We start from the raw sequence: 16,326 nt of genomic DNA, 5'->3' as shown, positions 1-16,326 counted from the left end.
TTTTCATATTCGCGGCCGTCAATTTAACTGGATCACTTCAATGCAGAATTCGCTCTAATGTCTTAATCGATTAATTGTCCAAATCTCACATGAATAACATTACCTACCTTCTTTTATATCGCTAATGACCCACCTCAGCGCATATATTAATTCAGTTACATTTATCATTGAGCACTTAAGCTACTTAGGTACTTAGGTACTTAGGTACTTAGGTAACAATGCATAAATTATTAATGAATACATAGCACTTAAATGCCAAACGACTCAAACTCTCATTGGTCAAATCTACACTCCATAACGCTAAAATCCTTATGATTATTTGATTTAATCTCAATGAAAAAAATGAAACAATAGAGTCAATTGAGCCGGTTAGTATCGTCCCCTAATTGGCTCATATAACACTTTACGATTAACGAAGCACTTATAATTGATGATATAAACGTGCTAAAACTCTGCGATAAGAAAAAGACAATGAATAAACTGCTTATACTTGATGGATTAAACTTAGTCAGACGTATTCATGCTGCCTTACCCGATGAAAATGACATCGAGACAGTAACAGCCAAGACAATTTCTGCCTCAAATAAGCTGATGGCGATACATAAGCCCAGTCACGTTGTCATTGTATGGGATGGCGATGAAGTGTCTTGGCGCAAGAAGCTCTATCCCGATTACAAGAAAGGCCGTAACCCCATGCCTTCAGCACTGGCCAATGGGATGGCAAACATAAAATCCGCTTTAGCCTCGCAGCACATTCATTCGTTAGATGCAGCATCAGAAGCCGATGATGTCATAGCAACTTTAGCTCTTAAGGTCACCCCAAAAGGCCAAGCTATTATTGTTTCAACGGATAAAGGTTTTAGCCAATTACCGCAAAAAAACTTACTGTTATGGGACTACTTCAAACAGGCCGAATTTGACATGACTGCACATGAGAAAAAGTTAGGGGTGCAACAAAATCAATTATTAGACTTTATTGCTTTAGCTGGCGATAGCGGTAACAAAATACCGGGCATCGCAGGCATCGGCCCTAAATCGGCATCTGATTTATTAAATAAATTCCGTAACCTAGCAAATCTTTATCATTCACTTGAAAACCTTGGGGAAAAACAAGCTGCAAAATTAGCTCAAGGAAAAGACATGGCGAGACTCAGTTATAAACTGGCGCAGTTGCAAGTAAACATACCGCTAAATATCAATTTGAAACAATTTAGAGCGAATATTCACACCAATTAGATTGCAACAATTTTACTACAAATGTAATTTAACAGTTTAGACTTCTGATTTGACGAAGTGACACAATGGGATCTGTCGTGAATAATAAAGCCCCAATTGTTATTGGTAGTGTATTTGTTGGTTATTTAATTTTTGTCGCCATTACGATGACATTGCATACACCCACGCCAGACGATCAAGGTTGGGAAGATAGACAGCAATATAATCAACAAAAAATAGCTGAACTTACGTTAGGGTTATCACTTAAGCAAGTATCAACCTTACTAGGAAGCGCAGACTTTGTTGAAGCGAAAAACACGGCAACAGGCGCGTTTCAGCTGCGCTACTACCGTACTCACCATATAGCGTCTGACAATAAAACCACCAAAGACGAATGCACACCTTTATTGTTCAACAATCAAAAACTGATTGCTTGGGGTGAGCAAACTATTGAACAGTTTTTACAAACACCTTTAGTTAGTGCGCTTTAATGATAAAGATCGATGGGCAACTCAATTAACACTTATGAGTTATTCTTTTGACGGTTTCTAAAATATTGTTGAATAGCAAATTCATCTGACATTTTTTGTTCACGTTTAGCTTCTGCAACTTCTGCTGCCAAGCGCTTTTTCTCTAACAGCATTTCAACCGCTTTGCGCTTTTGCTGCTTTTCTTGCCAATGAATTTGTCGATAACCTACCTGTTTTTCTGTTTCTTTTACCGCCGTTACCTGTTGGGTAATAGCATCATCAATTTGTTTAATAAAGCGGTGAAATTGATGATAATGACTGGCAGACAGCGCATGACCTTGTTGAGCGCCAATTTGCTTCATGTAATCTAAGCGATAATTATTAAGTGCATCTAGCTGCGTTTGCATTTTTTGCTTTTCAAACTGTGCAGCTTTTAATTGCAATGCCGCCTGCTCTTCTGCTTCCGAAGCCAACTTTAACACTGTGATTAAAGGATCCGTTTTCGCCATTTTAAGCCTCTAACATTGCTATTTCTGACATTGAGCAGCAATCTGACTCATCATTAAATGGCTGTTTTCAAAGTTAATCGCATCTCTAAAACTTTGCTGTAAAAAAGCATTCATTGCCGGTTGCAACCGAATAGCATTATCAATGCGTGGATCGCTACCTTGCGAGTAGGCCCCAATTGAGATTAAGTCTTTATTTTGTTGATACAGTGAATACATTTGTTTCACTTTACGCATGCTTTCAAGGTGTTCATCGCTAATCACCATAGGCGCTACACGACTAATAGAGGCTTCAACGTCAATGGCGGGGTAATGGCCTGAGTCAGCTAATTGACGCGACAACACCACGTGACCATCTAAAATAGCACGAGAGGCATCTGCAATGGGATCTTGTAAATCATCGCCTTCAGTTAACACGGTATAAAACGCGGTAATTGAGCCTTGACCAGGACCGCCATTACCCGCTCGTTCAACCAAGCGTGGCAGCTTTGCAAATACTGAAGGCGGATAACCTTTAGTGGCAGGTGGTTCACCAACAGCAAGAGCAACCTCACGCTGTGCTTGTGCATAACGAGTTAAACTATCCATCAATAACAACACGTTATAGCCTAAATCTCGAAAGTATTCAGCAATACGGGTTGAGGTTTCACATGCACGAAGGCGCATTAATGGTGAGGTATCAGCTGGTGCTGCAACAACAACTGAGCGCGCACGCCCTTCTTCACCTAAGGTTTCTTCGATAAACTCTTTGACTTCTCGGCCACGCTCACCAACTAACCCAACCACAATAATGTCAGCATTAGTGCCGCGAGTCATCATGCCAAGTAGCACGCTTTTACCAACACCAGAGCCAGCAAATAAGCCCATTCGCTGCCCCATGCCCACTGTTAGCATCGAGTTAATGGCTCTTACGCCCACATCAAGCGGTTCAGTAATCGCTCGACGTGCTAAAGGATTGATATAAGGGCCGTGGCGAGCCGCTTTTTGGTCGGTATTTAGTGGACCTAAACCATCTAAAGGTGATCCACTACCATCTAGTACTCGACCTAAAAGTGACAAGCCAACATTGAGGCCAGATTGCTCACCAAGCGGTTTCACCCTTGCGCCGGGTAACACGCCTCTTAGCTCTTCAATGGGCATTAAATATAATAATTTATCGTCAAAACCTATCACTTCAGCGACTAACTCTCCGTTAGTCGTTTCAATGCCACACAAACTGCCGACAGGTGCACGACAACCGGTAGCCTCAAGGGTTAACCCCACTACGCGCACAAGCTGACCACTTGCCACCGGTGTGATTGGAGCAATTTTTTGACTAAATGCTTTTATATTATCAAGCAGTTGATGTTGACGGTTTTGGGTCATATCAACCCTCTTTTGGGTTAGTTGAAACAGAGTCGTTTATCTGAGAGTTGTCGTTAGTCGCCTTTTCCTCTACCTGATGCTGACTTGGTTGTTGCGTGCTTTGCTCATTGCCAGTATCCACGGCTTGTGACTCATTAATAGTTTGGGCTGTGTTTGTCTGCGTTTGCGACTCAAGCTGAGCTTTTTGTGAGGATTGCGACTGAGCATCTGCTGTTATTGATTGAGGCTCCATGACAAGGTTTGACTCAGATGAACTGGTGTTTACTGAACTTGTGATGCCAGTAGGTTCAAGTGACTGAGCATCTATATTGCTATCACTGGTTGCCACATTAACGTTATCAACATGATGAGTCGGTTGAACAACAGGATCTATTTGAGCGCTCGCATTCACACTGCCAGTATCTAACGTACGGTAATTAGAGGCCGACTTCTGCTCATGATTAAGATGAATATTTTGACCTAAATTAGCTTCTAATTCGATAAAGGCCTGTCTCATACGTTGTTCTAACGATAAGTCTACCGTTGAACGAAGACTTTCAATAATACAGTCTCCTTGACCTAAGGTTGGGTCTATATCAATTTGCCAGTTATTTTTTTCAATTTGATTCTCGCTGTACATTGTTGTTATCAACTCTGCATTGGCAGCATTAACCAGTATTTTAACTTGTTGTTCTTTAATCGGTAACGCTGAAATACCTTGACGTAAAACGGATAGGATATGCTGAGGATTAGTTTGAATTTCTTGGGTGATTACCGCTTTCGCAAGCCCCATCGCGATGGTGAGTAGTTCATGTTCAACTTCTGTATCGAGAATTTTTAACGGTTGTTCAAAGTGTGAAACTAGCTGATTTAATTGAGCAAGAACTTCATTTGCCCGAACTTGACCGGCCTCAAAGCCCTGCTGTTCACCTTGAGTAAATCCTTCCATGTGTCCTTGTTCAAGTCCTTCAAGGCGACCCGTTTCTACCCCTTGAGCAAATCCCTCTTTCTTGCCAATTTCAAAGCCTTCTTTTTCTGCCGCTAGCCCCATTTCTTCAAGCTCAGCTAAGGTTGGCGGCACAATATTTTCGTCTTCGCTTACATCGCCAACATGTGGTTCATTGGGGCGACCAAAAAGATTGGAAATACTTGTATCTTGTTCTTCAGTTACATCTGGTAATTTCCAGTGACTAAAATCTTGGTCATCGGTCATGCTGACACCTTTGCAGAGAATTAAATGTGGCGAATGGAGTCACCTTATTTGATTATAAGAATTCTTCTCCACCGCCGCCACCAAGCATTATCTCACCACTGTCACTTAAACGACGAGCAATAGATAAGATTTCTTTTTGTGCCACTTCAACTTCGCTAATTCTAATTGGTCCCATGGCTTCTAAATCATCACTGAGTAGTTCAGCGGCACGTTTAGACATATTGGCCAATATTTTTTCTTTAAGCGCATCATCTGCACCTTTAAGTGATTTCATTAATACATCTTGCTGTACTTCACGAAGTAGTGCTTGGATACCACGGTCATCAACATCAATAAGGTTGTCAAATACAAACATCAAGTCTTGAATTTGCTGCGCCATTTCTTCGTCAGATTCGCGCATGGTTTCCATAATCATGCTTTCAACGCCCGTATCAAGGAAGTTCATAATATTAGCAGCCGCTTTAAGTCCACCCATTTTGGCAGCTTGAGCGCCACCTTGGCCAGCAAACTGTTTCTCCATAATGTCATTTAATTCTTGCAGAGCCGCCGGCTGAACTTCTTCTAAGTTTGCAATACGCATCATTAAATCTAAGCGGGTATTTTCAGGGAACTGATTGAAAATTTCTGCCGCTTGATCAGGTTCTAAATAAGACAACACAATGGTTTGAATTTGTGGATGTTCATTTTGAATAATGGTGGCAACTTGACGAGCGTCCATCCATTTAAGCGAATCAAGGCCTTTCGCTCCGCTCCCCATGATAATTTGTTCAATTAAATTACCCGCTTTGTCTTCACCTAATGCTGCCGTTAACGCATTACGTACGAATTCTTCACTATTAAAACCAATCGAAGAGAACTTTTGAATATCGTCTAAAAAGAGTTGATGAACACCAATGACCTTTTCTTGACCAAACTCGGCCATAGCAGCCATTGCCATGCCCACTTTTTGCACTTGTTTAGGCTCAAGGTGCTTTAGAATAGAGGCGGCATCGGCTTCACTTAGGCTCAGTAATAATATGGCCGTTTTTTCAATGCCTGTAACCGAATCTGGGTCAAATTTCGCTGCCGCTACAGCATTATTTTCAGTATCATTGCTCATCTTGTAATAACCAGTTCTTAACTACTTGGGTGGACAATTCAGGTTCATTGGCAACAAGTGCACGTATTGCCTTAATCATATCATCTTCTTTACGTAGATTCGGTATTTGAATCGAGCCATCATCGGCATAACTATACTCTGCCTCGTTACTATTGAGCATACCTAATGTATCGGCTGCGTATTGATCTTCAATTTCGGCCAATTCATTGCCTAAACGCGTGTCATCAGGCATATCAACCCCTGCTGGATTAAGCAATTTTGACATCATCGGCCTTACCACTAAAAAGCCTAATAACAACATGCCGACAAACCCTAGCGCAAACTTAACTGCACGCCAAAACCAAGGTTGCTCCCACAGTTTAGGTTCGGGTAAATCTTCAAGCAATTGATCCATAAACGGTACAGTCACGACTTCCAATACATCGCCGCGTTGACTAGTAAAACCAACAGCGCCTTCAAGTAAGCGACGAATGTTGGTTAATTCCTCTTCTGTGCGTGGAACACGTGTCACTTTACCGTCTTCACCTGCTGCACCAGATTTAAAATCAACCGCAACGGATACACTGACTTTTCTAACCACGCCAACTTGTTGACGAGTGTGACTAATCGTGGTGTCCAGTTCAAAGTTGCGCGTAGCTTCGCGCACAGAGTTACCTTGTGCAGATGAAGTCGTCGCAGTGGCATTATTTGCTTGCTCTGGAATATTTGATTCCATTGGAGGCTGATTACTCAACGCGCCTGGAATGCCACCGGTGCCGCCACTTGAAGAATTACGCTCAACCGTACTTTCACTTCTTATTGCAGGTAAGTCAGGTGAATAACGTTTTGCCGTTTGTTCAACCGCCGTGAAGTCCATATTGACATCCACTTGCGAGGTGAAATTCTCTGGGCCAAGGATAGGCATTAAAATGGTTTCAATCTTTTTGCGGTATTCTGCTTCTTTTTGTTGTACTAATTCAGTTTCACGACGCGCTCTTGCCGACACCCCTGCTTGGCTGCCAGAATTAAGCAAGCGACCATTTGAGTCAGTCACTGTAACACGTGAAGGTTCCATGCCCTGCACTGCTGAGCCAACGATATCAACAATTGAGTCGACTTCTTCTTGCCCTAAACCGCCGCGGCGAACATTTACAATCACAGTAGCACTTGGCTTTGACGCATTGCGTGCAAATACATTTTCTTTTGGCAGCGCTAAAATAACTTTAGCGCGACTTACACTTTTTAACTCTTCAATCGCACGAGCAAGATTCGACTCTTGACTGTATTTCAGCCTTGCTTGCTCCATACGCTGACTGACACCAAAACCACTGTCTTTATTAAGGTAATCATCTTTTTTAGTACTATCTTCAATGCCTTCACGGCTAAGCATTAATTTGACATCTTGATACTTGTCTTCTGGCACACTGAGCACATCAACGTTAATTTTGTATTTGATTTGGTTTTTATCCAGCACATCCAAAACTTGGATCATCTGTGATGTTTCCATTTTTCCTAATGGACGATAATCAGGCTCTTGCACCCAAATCATGATAATGACGGCCACAGCCAAACAGATGGCTAAACCCAGGATCATGATCACTTGGCGCATAATATCAACGCCACCAAGACCACCTAATAAGCCCGGTTTATTTTCTTGTTGGACGCCTGAGTCAAGTGCAGGGTCCGTTCCAACCATTACGTCTGTGCTCACAATTAATACCTATTTATCAAAGTGCTGAGGAGTGTTAATCACACGACCAGTTAAACTGGCATACTCATTATTTCTTTATATGCTTCAACAAGTTTATTACGCACCTGAACAGTGGCTTCAAATGCAACGCCAGCTTTTTCACGCGCAATAACGGTATCAGACAAAGTGACGGTACTATCCCCCATGTCTAAGCGTGAGGCAAGGCTAGATGATTGTTTTTGTAACCCGCTCACACCACCGACGGCATCTGATAATAACTGAGCAAAATCTGTCCCACTGGTATTGTTAACCTGTTGGGTAATACCTGGGCTAATAGACGAGTTAATTGAAGGGGCAATTTCACCACGCAATGATTGCATTTCTTGTAACAGCGGGTTGGTATTGATTTGCATTGGTCACTCCTTCGTCGAATATTTGACGGTGCTAATTCACATATATAATGAATAAGCAAATAGAGTGCCAACATCGTATTATTGATGTTTTTTAGGTTATAAATAACTGCACCTAGGCTGTCGACAACAACCTAGGCGGGAATAAATTGAATTAAAAAATATGGAAGGATAAATTTAAGCCTTTGTTATGCTGGTATTTGTATCCCCATATCACGCATTTTGGCCATTTTATAACGCAACGTCCGTGCACTAATACCCAGTTTTTCAGCTACGTCTTTACGGCTGCCATTACACTGGTTTAAGGTTTCCAAAATAATGACATGCTCTTGGGCTTTCAGTTCAGAGCCAAGCGGTTCTAATGACGCTGAGCCACTGGCATGTGTTGTTGGCGACAAATCTGGTGTGAGCGCGCCATCGCAAGCGTCAATAATAATATCATTTACTGTAATGTCATCACCAACACGTAATATTAATGCACGTTGAATGACATTATCTAATTCACGAACATTTCCTGGCCAACGATGCGTTAACAATCGGCGCGAGGCGGCATCATTTAATGTAGGCACCGGGGTAATGTTCAATTGTTTTGCGTGTTTTGCCAGTAAGTGACTCGATAATGGGATAATATCGGCAGGTCGCTGGTGCAGTGCCGGCCAAGTTAATGGGAACACATTAATTCGATAATACAAATCTTCTCGAAATTCACCGGTGGCGGCCATGCTTTTTAAATCACGATTGGAGGTTGCCAATACTCGCACATCCAATTTTATGGTTTTACGGCCACCTAAACGTTCCACTTCACGCTCTTGTAGTACGCGAAGTAATTTTGCTTGTAATCCCAGTTCCATTTCTGAAATTTCATCAAGCAATAACGTGCCGCCCTGTGCTTGTTCAAACTTACCAGGGCAGGCTTGGTATGCTCCGGTAAATGCGCCTTTTTCATAACCAAATAAGGTGGCTTCTAACATGTTTTCCGGGATAGCGGCACAGTTTATGGCAACAAAAGGTTGCTCACTGCGAGGGCTGTTGTTATGTATATAACGCGCCATCACCTCTTTACCTGACCCACTTGGCCCCATGATCATAACAGAGGCTTCTGAAACGGCCACGCGTTTAGCTAAGTTCAATAGTGCGATACTTTTGTCGTCAGCCACAACCGGTTGACCGCTGTTGTCGGCTAAAGGCAAATAACGCGACACTTGATTTAACAACACCTCTGGTGCAAATGGTTTTGCAAGGTAATCAACCGCACCTTGTTTTATCGCCTCTACTGCACTGTCAATGGTGGCAAATGCTGTCATCATTAACATAGGGGTTTTAGGGTGATGCTGTTGCAGGTATTGCAATAATCCAATACCGCCAATACCCGGCATTTGCACATCACTAATCACCATATCAAAAGGCTCAGACTTTAACGCCATGATAGCTTCTTCTGCACAAGCCACATCTACACAAGTAAACTGTGCCAACATCAATGTATCTAACAAGGCCTCGCGCAATGAAGCATCATCTTCAACTAACAGTAATTTAGCTTCAGACATGTTGTTCTCCTTGATTTGAGGTGATCTTTTTAAATGACAACCTAACCTGGCAGCCTTCGCCCATTTTGCTATGCAGCTGTATGTCTCCTTGATGATTACGGACAACCGACTGCACAACTGCTAAACCTAATCCAGTCCCTTGACCTTTGGTTGTAAAGAAAGGTTCAAGTAAATGCTGCTTGGTTGCTGGATCAAAGCCACGGCCATTATCGATAACATCTAAATATAATTGTTGCTCAGATTCTGAGCTAATTAACTGAATATTGTTTGCACCAGCTTCAATACTGTTCATCACTAAGTTATTAATCGCAGAGCCGAGTGCGTTTGTATTCGCCTTCATCAAACTTTGAGCTGAATTATCCATGGTTAATTGACATTGATGTTTTGCTGCAATGGGTTCGCAGTTAGCCATAACGTTATCGACAACTTGCGCAATGGTGGTATCTTCACCAAGCTCATCTTGCTTGCCCTTTGCCATTAACAGCATGTCATTTACTTGGCGTTCTAATTCATTTAAACGGTCAACTAAGCGCGTTTGGAAACGATTACGAGCATCGGTAGTGATCTTAGGGTTTTTTAGGTTTGATGCATATAACAACGCTGCAGATAGTGGCGTTCTAACTTGATGTGCAAGCGATGCGACCATTTTTCCTAATGCTGAAAGACGTTGTAAATGTGATAAATTTTTCTGTAATAAGCGGGTTTCAGTTAAATCAGTTAACACAATTAACTGGCCCTGCTCTGGCGTCAAAGGTGTAATGGCGATTTTAACTCGCCGACCATTTTTCAATGACACTTCATGGCCGTCATCCTCTTGAGGGGCAAAAGCACGATTGATAATATCAATCCATTTAGCACCTTGCAGTGGACGCCCCAATAACTCAGTAGCAACAGGGTTAGCCAGTGTCACCAAACCATTGCCATCTAAAATAACCACCCCTGAGGGCATTGCTTGCAGAATATGCACCATTTGATTTGACATATTTGCAGCCTCTTTACGCGTAGGGATAATCGCTGGAGCATCTTTTTCAAGCGAGCGCACCTTATCGCCACGATGAGGGCGATATGACTTAAAGTCGTGATCGGGTTGTGAATGCTGATACTCAGAAACCGCTTGTGCTGAATACATAGATACTCCGTCAAAAGATTTACGTTTGTTTTATCTATGCAGTTGGCGTGCCAAATTTAAAGTTAATATGTAATCAATAACGAACTTTATTACTTTGCCACATGACTAATTAGCCAGACAGGTTGTTTTCCCATAAAAAAACCTGTGCAAGTACACAGGTTTTATTGGAAATAAAATACCACTTGGATAATAAAGGTTTACTCTTTACCCATCCCGTATTTACGCATTTTCTCAACCAAGGTGGTACGACGAATACCTAGCATCTCAGCCGCTCGGGCAACAACACTGTCTTGTTGCTCCAGCGCTTGGCGGATCATGTCAATTTCTAATTCCGCCAATAAATCTTTAAGATTTACCCCTTCAGGAGGCAGCTCTGTTGGAAAACGTGTTTCAGGCAGTTCAACGGGTTCATCGTCACTAAAAATAGATGCTAGCGCATCACGCTCTAATTGCTCTTCACTGATATCAACTGAGTACTCTGGCACTTCAATATAACGATACTTTCTAGGCAAATCGTTAACATCAACTAAGCCACCAGGATAAAGAATCGTGAGCCGTTCGACCAAGTTAGAGAGTTCACGAACATTGCCCGACCAAGTATGTTCTTTTAATGATTCAATCGTACGTTGAGTAAAACGAACTTTACCTCGACCTTCATTAAATACGCGGCTAACAAGCTCTTGTAGCAATAGAGGAACGTCTTCACTGCGCTCACTCAATGATGGCATTTCAATAGGGAAGACATTTAAACGGTAATAGAGATCTTCACGAAACTCATTCTCTTCAATCATGGTTTCTAAGTCACGGTGAGTTGCAGCGACAACGCGCACATTGGTTGAAATAGTTTTACTACCACCCACTCGCTCAAAGACCCTTTCTTGTAATACCCTTAGCAATTTCACTTGCATTTGTAAGGGCATATCACCAATTTCATCAAGAAATAATGTGCCGCCTTCCGCTAATTCAAAGCGACCTTTTCGTGCAGAAATAGCACCAGTAAATGACCCCTTTTCATGGCCAAACAGCTCACTCTCAAGTAACTCTGGAGGGATAGCACCACAGTTTACAGGGATAAAAGGCCCATTACGTCGCTCAGACATGTAATGAATATTACGAGCAACCACTTCTTTACCCGTTCCTGATTGCCCAAGGATCAGCACGGTGGCTTCCGAGCCTGCAACTTGGCTTATCAGGTGTCTTACATTAGCAATGCCTTCACTGCGGCCGACTAAGCTGCGAAACAATTTAGTTTGATTGCCACTTGTGGGGACTTGTTCTTTTTTGACTTGACCAAAAACTTGGCAAAAATGAAGTAGCTCAGTCAATTGAGGATAGTTAAACGGTTCTTCAATCACCCCGAGAATATTAGAGAGAGTTAATGAGGCTTTTCCAAGCAATAATATGGGTTGCCATGGTGCTATTGTTGAAATATTTTTAATCGAATCGACCGTTGTTTGATCTGTAATCACTAAAGCTCGGTAACGAGCGGACTCAACTAACTCAATTAAATTATCTGCAGATACAATTTCACACTGTTCACCTAGAAACTCGAAAATGCAGTATAAGCTGGTAACGCGCTCTGATGGAGTACCGACAATTAAAATTTTTTGTTCTATTTGCATCATTCAGAATGGCCAAATTTCTATTATAAATAGGGGCTAATCGACTAATATTACTCGATAATTGACAAAACCGTAGTCAATTGAAGTCACATTTTGTGACAAGAGATAAAGAAAAAACACAATCGAACTTGATACAAACATTTCATCCACATTTAATATCAAAATTGCCGTTTATTCTACTTGTCTATCACAGTATGAATAAACCATTGGTATAGCTTGGTATTCATGCACCGTATACCAAATAGTGTATTAACCGAAAGTTTTAAGCAAGTGTTGGCTAAATTAAATCAAACACATGGCTGATTTTAGCTCATGATTGCTCACTTTATCTGCTTTTTTAACGATTTAAGAAAAAATTTACTTTCTTTAAGTACAAAAAAAGACGCCTAAGGCGTCTTTTTTTGAATAACATTAACATTAGTAAGTCGACGTCTCAGAACTAATATTATGTTTATCTTTTGGGATAGCATCCCAACCTTCTTTAATTGTGCGCAAGATATCCGATACATCATCAATAGCTTGTACATCATTTTGCATATTTGCTTCAGATAATCGCACTAACATAAAGTCATATAGACGACTCAAGTTCAACGGGATATCGCCGCCTTCATCCATGTTTAAACTGTTGTTTAAGCCATTAATAAGGCCAATTGCCTTACCAATGAGCATGCCTTTATTTTGAAGGTCGTTACGCTCAATTGCCGAACGAGACTGAGCTAAGCGCTCCAGCGTTCCATTGAGCATTAATTGAATGACTCTATGAGGAGATGCAACTGCAATCTCGCTTTCAAGTGACACTTTACGATAAGATCGTAATGAACCTCTCATCTCACACCTACCTGTTAGAATTTATACTTTGATAGACATTAATTTGTCGCTTGTTAGATCTGCCTTTTGAAAGAAGATCTTGGCGATGTTGTAATGCGACTTTAACTTGTTCCGTGTATTTTTTCGTCAAAGCGAGTTGTTTCTGAAGGGTATCAGCACCTATATCATCACTGGATATAAATTGAGCTACAAAACTTTGACGCTTACCAACAAGTTCAAGCAAAGACTGTACCAACTCATCTGACTTTTCATCTTCAGCAGGAATATCTGCAATATTTTTTAAAGTTGCTTCAATATTTTGATTAAGTTGGTCAATATTTTTAATATTTTGCAAACTGTTCACCAATTATTGTTTGATCACACCAGGTAAAGAGTTAATTCGATCCATTAGTCCAGAGCTTTGTTGGTTCAAATTAGCAACCACTAAATCCATGGCGTTGTATTGTTTGGTCAATCGAGACTCTAATTGTTCCATTCTTAAAGCAAAAGTTTCACGTTGGTCTTCTAAGCGCGATGTTTCGCGAGTATAAGTATTTTCCCTGCCAGCAATCACCCCACCAGTTTTAACATAAGTGTTGGCTAAGTCGTCAAGTCGAACAGCGACACCGGTTTTATCGGATGAAAACAATGACTCAACATGTCCCATGTCATTAGCAATGGTTTTATCTAACTTGTCATCATCAATACTCAACTTACCATAGCGGTCAGTTTTTATCCCAATGTCATATAATGCACTTGATGAGCCATCGTCATTGTCAACACGAGTACTAATAATACCCCTCAATTGGCCTTCAAGTGAACGAATAATGGAATCACCTTGCAAAGCTGCTGATTCATTTTTATCCGCATCATATGATGACAATTTTTTCATTGAATCCATCAATGTATTATAAGAGTCAACGAAGCCTTGCACATTCTCTTTTACGCCTTCTTCATCTAACGTAATAGACAATGTTGAACTTTCATTTATATCGGCTTTAGTGAGATCAAGTGTTACTCCTGTAATCGCACCAGAAACCGTATTAGTTTGAGAGGTAACTTTTTGACCATCAATATGAACAATAGAGTTTTGCGCAGCTTGAATTTCGGTCAAGTTGCCACCATTAAACATATCAGATAGACCCGTACCGGCACTATCGGTCGCATTAATGCTGATTTGGCTATCTGTCCCAGTCGTGTCAGAACTGAACACTAAGCGGCTACCACTGTCACTAGTAATAACCGTAGCGGTAACACCTGGGTTATCAGTGGAATCATTGACCTTTTTAGCAATGGCATCAAGACTATCTGTTGCATCAATGTCAACACCAAAGCTTTCACTGCCTACATTCAGGTCGATACGACCACCGCCAACGGTTTGTGAGCCATCGCTAGTAAAAGTACCACCGACTTTATGAGGCTTAGCTAATTGTTCAACTTCTATATTATAGGTACCACTTTGAGCATCTTTTGAAGCGGTTGCTGAAACGTATTCACTGTCACCAGTAGAGACGGTACGTTGGTTCAAAGAAGCGCCATCTTTGAGCTTCTCTAACGCATCTTGAAATGAAGACAGATTACTTTTTAATGTGCCTATTGCTGATACTTTTGCTTTTATCGTCGATTCAGTTTGATTAAACCGTGCTTCTTTTGGCGTTTTTTCGGAATCAACAAGGACCTTAACAATATTTGTAATATCAAGTCCTGAACCAATACCTGTTGATGTTAATGCCATAATCGACTCCTAAATAACTTTAACCTGAATGATGAAGCGAAACATTAAATGTTTACAACTACACTTCAATTTTCATGAGTATACCAGAGACCTCACTCAGTTTTTCCGCAAGCTTTAATGCTTCCTCGCTTGGGATTTGTCTGATGACATCTCCAGATTGAACGTCTTGTACTTTAATCACTTGCTCACCAGAATCTTCATCTACAGAAAACTTAAGCCCTTTTTGCATCATCGAAACCATATTAGTTAAGTTTTCAGCTACATCACTGAGTTTATCATCTTCTGGTTTACTTTTTTGTAAGCTTAACGCTGTTGGCTCATCTTGTGCATTAACGCCTGACACATGATGAAGCGTTTTGTCAGCATCCATTGCTGGCGGTGTTAATCTATCTTGATTAACGACTTTCTTGCTCGATTCAGCGAGTGTTTTAAAGCTTGCTGTTGAGTTGTGTTGGATCTCCATGGTTCACCTCACTAAATCAGTAATACTGATTTTTGACTCAAATTTATTCACTTTAACGTCAAAAGGAGATCCGTCTCCAAATCTCCTTATCGCAAACTAATTTTAACTTACATTACCGATTAAAGTAATGATAGCGCTACCTGAGGTAACTGGTTAGCTTGAGCTAACATTGCTGAACCGGTTTGTTGCAATACTTGGTTCTTAGTCATCGCTGAAGTTTCTTTTGCGAAATCAACATCTACAATACGTGATTTTGCATCGGCAACGTTCGCTTGAGTGTTAGCACTGTTTGAGATGTTGTGAGACAAACGGTTTTGAATCGCACCTAAACCTGCACGTTGACCATCAATGTTTTTGATTGCAGCATCAATTTTATCAATTGCAGCATCGCGACCCGCAGACGTTGTGATATCCAATGCAGCTACAGATAAAGTAGTAGCATTTGTTGTGCCAACAGTTACGCTAATATCTTCACCTTCTTGGTGACCAACTTGGAAGGTTTTACCCGCAGAGAAATTACCCGTCATTAACTTAGTGTCACCAAATGCGGTGGTATCACCAATAGATGTAATTTCTGTTGCTAACTGATCCATCTCATCTTTAATTGAGGTTAAATCGTCTGCACTGTTTGCACCGTTTTCTGCTTGAATTGATAAGTCACGCATACGTTGCAACATGTTTGTTTGTTCTTGCATTGCACCTTCAGAAATCTGTGCAATTGAAATCGCGTCATTCGCGTTACGCATACCAACTTCAAGACCACTTACTTGAGAGTTTAGGCGGTCAGAAATCGCTAGGCCGGCAGCATCGTCTTTTGCGCTGTTAATACGAAGACCAGAAGATAAACGTTCCATAGAAGTGGCTAAAGCACTACCTGAAGCGTTCAAGTTTTTCTGAGCTTTCATTGATGTTACGTTGGTGTTTACTGTAATAGCCATGAATTCTTTCCTCTATAAAATTTGCCTGACTTAATGATTAAGCCTGTTTGCTTTTAGGTTAAGCAAGTCAGGCATGTCTAACTGGTTACAGTATATTTAACGGCCTGTTCATATTTTGCTTTAGGAAAAAATTTAAAAAAATGCCATTTTTTTGTTTAAAAT

At 41.1% G+C, this 16,326-nt stretch carries 16 protein-coding genes; 2 read left to right on the top strand and 14 right to left on the bottom strand.

All coding sequences use genetic code 11. The annotated features are described in order from the left end of the window. Positions 1 to 471 precede the first annotated feature (471 nt). Together xni and G3R48_RS02050 are read left to right on the top strand one after the other, a co-directional pair. Positions 472 to 1,236, top strand: a complete 765-nt coding sequence (gene xni / locus G3R48_RS02055; protein WP_153660791.1) for a flap endonuclease Xni — start codon at positions 472 to 474, stop codon at positions 1,234 to 1,236. Between the two features lie 77 nt (positions 1,237 to 1,313). After that, positions 1,314 to 1,706, top strand: coding sequence for a DUF3192 domain-containing protein (locus tag G3R48_RS02050; RefSeq protein ID WP_212593179.1), 393 nt, complete (start codon positions 1,314 to 1,316; stop codon positions 1,704 to 1,706). Between the two features lie 32 nt (positions 1,707 to 1,738). On the opposite strand, the gene fliJ is transcribed toward G3R48_RS02050, so the two are convergent. The 14 genes from fliJ to G3R48_RS01980 form a co-directional block, all read right to left on the bottom strand. Further along, positions 1,739 to 2,194: a flagellar export protein FliJ gene (gene fliJ, locus G3R48_RS02045; RefSeq protein WP_153660795.1), complete on the bottom strand. Its 456-nt coding sequence runs from the start codon at positions 2,192 to 2,194 to the stop codon at positions 1,739 to 1,741. Positions 2,195 to 2,212: 18 nt separating this feature from the next. Further along, positions 2,213 to 3,556, bottom strand: a complete 1,344-nt coding sequence (gene fliI, locus G3R48_RS02040) for a flagellar protein export ATPase FliI (RefSeq protein WP_153660797.1) — start codon at positions 3,554 to 3,556, stop codon at positions 2,213 to 2,215. A gap of 1 nt (position 3,557) precedes the next feature. Then, positions 3,558 to 4,748, bottom strand: a complete 1,191-nt coding sequence (gene fliH, locus G3R48_RS02035; protein ID WP_153660799.1) for a flagellar assembly protein FliH — start codon at positions 4,746 to 4,748, stop codon at positions 3,558 to 3,560. A gap of 52 nt (positions 4,749 to 4,800) precedes the next feature. Further along, on the bottom strand, positions 4,801 to 5,847 hold the full coding sequence (gene fliG, locus G3R48_RS02030) for a flagellar motor switch protein FliG (RefSeq protein WP_153660801.1): 1,047 nt from the start codon (positions 5,845 to 5,847) through the stop codon (positions 4,801 to 4,803). Next, the gene (gene fliF / locus G3R48_RS02025; RefSeq protein WP_153662045.1) at positions 5,837 to 7,522 is read right to left on the bottom strand and encodes a flagellar basal-body MS-ring/collar protein FliF; all 1,686 of its coding nucleotides are present in this window, start codon (positions 7,520 to 7,522) and stop codon (positions 5,837 to 5,839) included. The genes fliG and fliF overlap by 11 nt, the downstream gene beginning before the upstream one ends. Positions 7,523 to 7,587: 65 nt before the next feature. Continuing rightward, positions 7,588 to 7,929, bottom strand: a complete 342-nt coding sequence (gene fliE, locus G3R48_RS02020; RefSeq protein ID WP_153660803.1) for a flagellar hook-basal body complex protein FliE — start codon at positions 7,927 to 7,929, stop codon at positions 7,588 to 7,590. A gap of 185 nt (positions 7,930 to 8,114) precedes the next feature. Then, on the bottom strand, positions 8,115 to 9,470 hold the full coding sequence (locus tag G3R48_RS02015) for a sigma-54-dependent transcriptional regulator (RefSeq protein ID WP_153660805.1): 1,356 nt from the start codon (positions 9,468 to 9,470) through the stop codon (positions 8,115 to 8,117). Further along, entirely contained in the window at positions 9,463 to 10,599 is a 1,137-nt protein-coding gene (locus G3R48_RS02010; protein ID WP_153660807.1) for a sensor histidine kinase, read from the bottom strand. Before G3R48_RS02010 ends, G3R48_RS02015 begins: the two co-directional genes overlap by 8 nt. Positions 10,600 to 10,796: 197 nt before the next feature. After that, positions 10,797 to 12,224, bottom strand: coding sequence for a sigma-54 dependent transcriptional regulator (locus G3R48_RS02005; RefSeq protein ID WP_153660809.1), 1,428 nt, complete (start codon positions 12,222 to 12,224; stop codon positions 10,797 to 10,799). A 414-nt stretch (positions 12,225 to 12,638) separates the two neighbouring features. After that, complete coding sequence (fliS, locus tag G3R48_RS02000; protein WP_153660811.1) at positions 12,639 to 13,049, bottom strand: flagellar export chaperone FliS; 411 nt, start codon at positions 13,047 to 13,049, stop codon at positions 12,639 to 12,641. A 7-nt stretch (positions 13,050 to 13,056) separates the two neighbouring features. Next, positions 13,057 to 13,383, bottom strand: coding sequence for a hypothetical protein (locus tag G3R48_RS01995; protein ID WP_153660813.1), 327 nt, complete (start codon positions 13,381 to 13,383; stop codon positions 13,057 to 13,059). A gap of 12 nt (positions 13,384 to 13,395) precedes the next feature. Next, complete coding sequence (fliD, locus tag G3R48_RS01990) at positions 13,396 to 14,763, bottom strand: flagellar filament capping protein FliD (RefSeq protein ID WP_153660815.1); 1,368 nt, start codon at positions 14,761 to 14,763, stop codon at positions 13,396 to 13,398. Between the two features lie 58 nt (positions 14,764 to 14,821). Next, positions 14,822 to 15,226 (bottom strand): flagellar protein FlaG, encoded by a 405-nt coding sequence (locus G3R48_RS01985; RefSeq protein ID WP_228497286.1) that lies wholly within the window; start codon positions 15,224 to 15,226, stop codon positions 14,822 to 14,824. 119 nt (positions 15,227 to 15,345) lie between these two features. Then, the gene (locus tag G3R48_RS01980; protein WP_153660817.1) at positions 15,346 to 16,164 is read right to left on the bottom strand and encodes a flagellin N-terminal helical domain-containing protein; all 819 of its coding nucleotides are present in this window, start codon (positions 16,162 to 16,164) and stop codon (positions 15,346 to 15,348) included. Positions 16,165 to 16,326 lie beyond the last annotated feature (162 nt).

The organism is Shewanella intestini (assembly GCF_018221465.1).
GTDB lineage: Bacteria > Pseudomonadota > Gammaproteobacteria > Enterobacterales > Shewanellaceae > Shewanella > Shewanella intestini.
Note: the sequence above shows the minus strand (reverse complement) of the source record. Positions and strands in the feature narration are given on the sequence as shown.

Coding starts and splice junctions, on each gene's coding strand:
- xni (WP_153660791.1), top strand. CDS start 472: ATGAATAAACTGCTTATACTTGATGGATTAAACTTAGTCAGACGTATT.
- fliJ (WP_153660795.1), bottom strand. CDS start 2,194: ATGGCGAAAACGGATCCTTTAATCACAGTGTTAAAGTTGGCTTCGGAA.
- fliI (WP_153660797.1), bottom strand. CDS start 3,556: ATGACCCAAAACCGTCAACATCAACTGCTTGATAATATAAAAGCATTT.
- fliH (WP_153660799.1), bottom strand. CDS start 4,748: ATGACCGATGACCAAGATTTTAGTCACTGGAAATTACCAGATGTAACT.
- fliG (WP_153660801.1), bottom strand. CDS start 5,847: ATGAGCAATGATACTGAAAATAATGCTGTAGCGGCAGCGAAATTTGAC.
- fliF (WP_153662045.1), bottom strand. CDS start 7,522: ATGGTTGGAACGGACCCTGCACTTGACTCAGGCGTCCAACAAGAAAAT.
- fliE (WP_153660803.1), bottom strand. CDS start 7,929: ATGCAAATCAATACCAACCCGCTGTTACAAGAAATGCAATCATTGCGT.
- G3R48_RS02015 (WP_153660805.1), bottom strand. CDS start 9,470: ATGTCTGAAGCTAAATTACTGTTAGTTGAAGATGATGCTTCATTGCGC.
- G3R48_RS02010 (WP_153660807.1), bottom strand. CDS start 10,599: ATGTATTCAGCACAAGCGGTTTCTGAGTATCAGCATTCACAACCCGAT.
- G3R48_RS02005 (WP_153660809.1), bottom strand. CDS start 12,224: ATGATGCAAATAGAACAAAAAATTTTAATTGTCGGTACTCCATCAGAG.
- fliS (WP_153660811.1), bottom strand. CDS start 13,049: ATGAGAGGTTCATTACGATCTTATCGTAAAGTGTCACTTGAAAGCGAG.
- fliD (WP_153660815.1), bottom strand. CDS start 14,763: ATGGCATTAACATCAACAGGTATTGGTTCAGGACTTGATATTACAAAT.
- G3R48_RS01985 (WP_228497286.1), bottom strand. CDS start 15,226: ATGGAGATCCAACACAACTCAACAGCAAGCTTTAAAACACTCGCTGAA.
- G3R48_RS01980 (WP_153660817.1), bottom strand. CDS start 16,164: ATGGCTATTACAGTAAACACCAACGTAACATCAATGAAAGCTCAGAAA.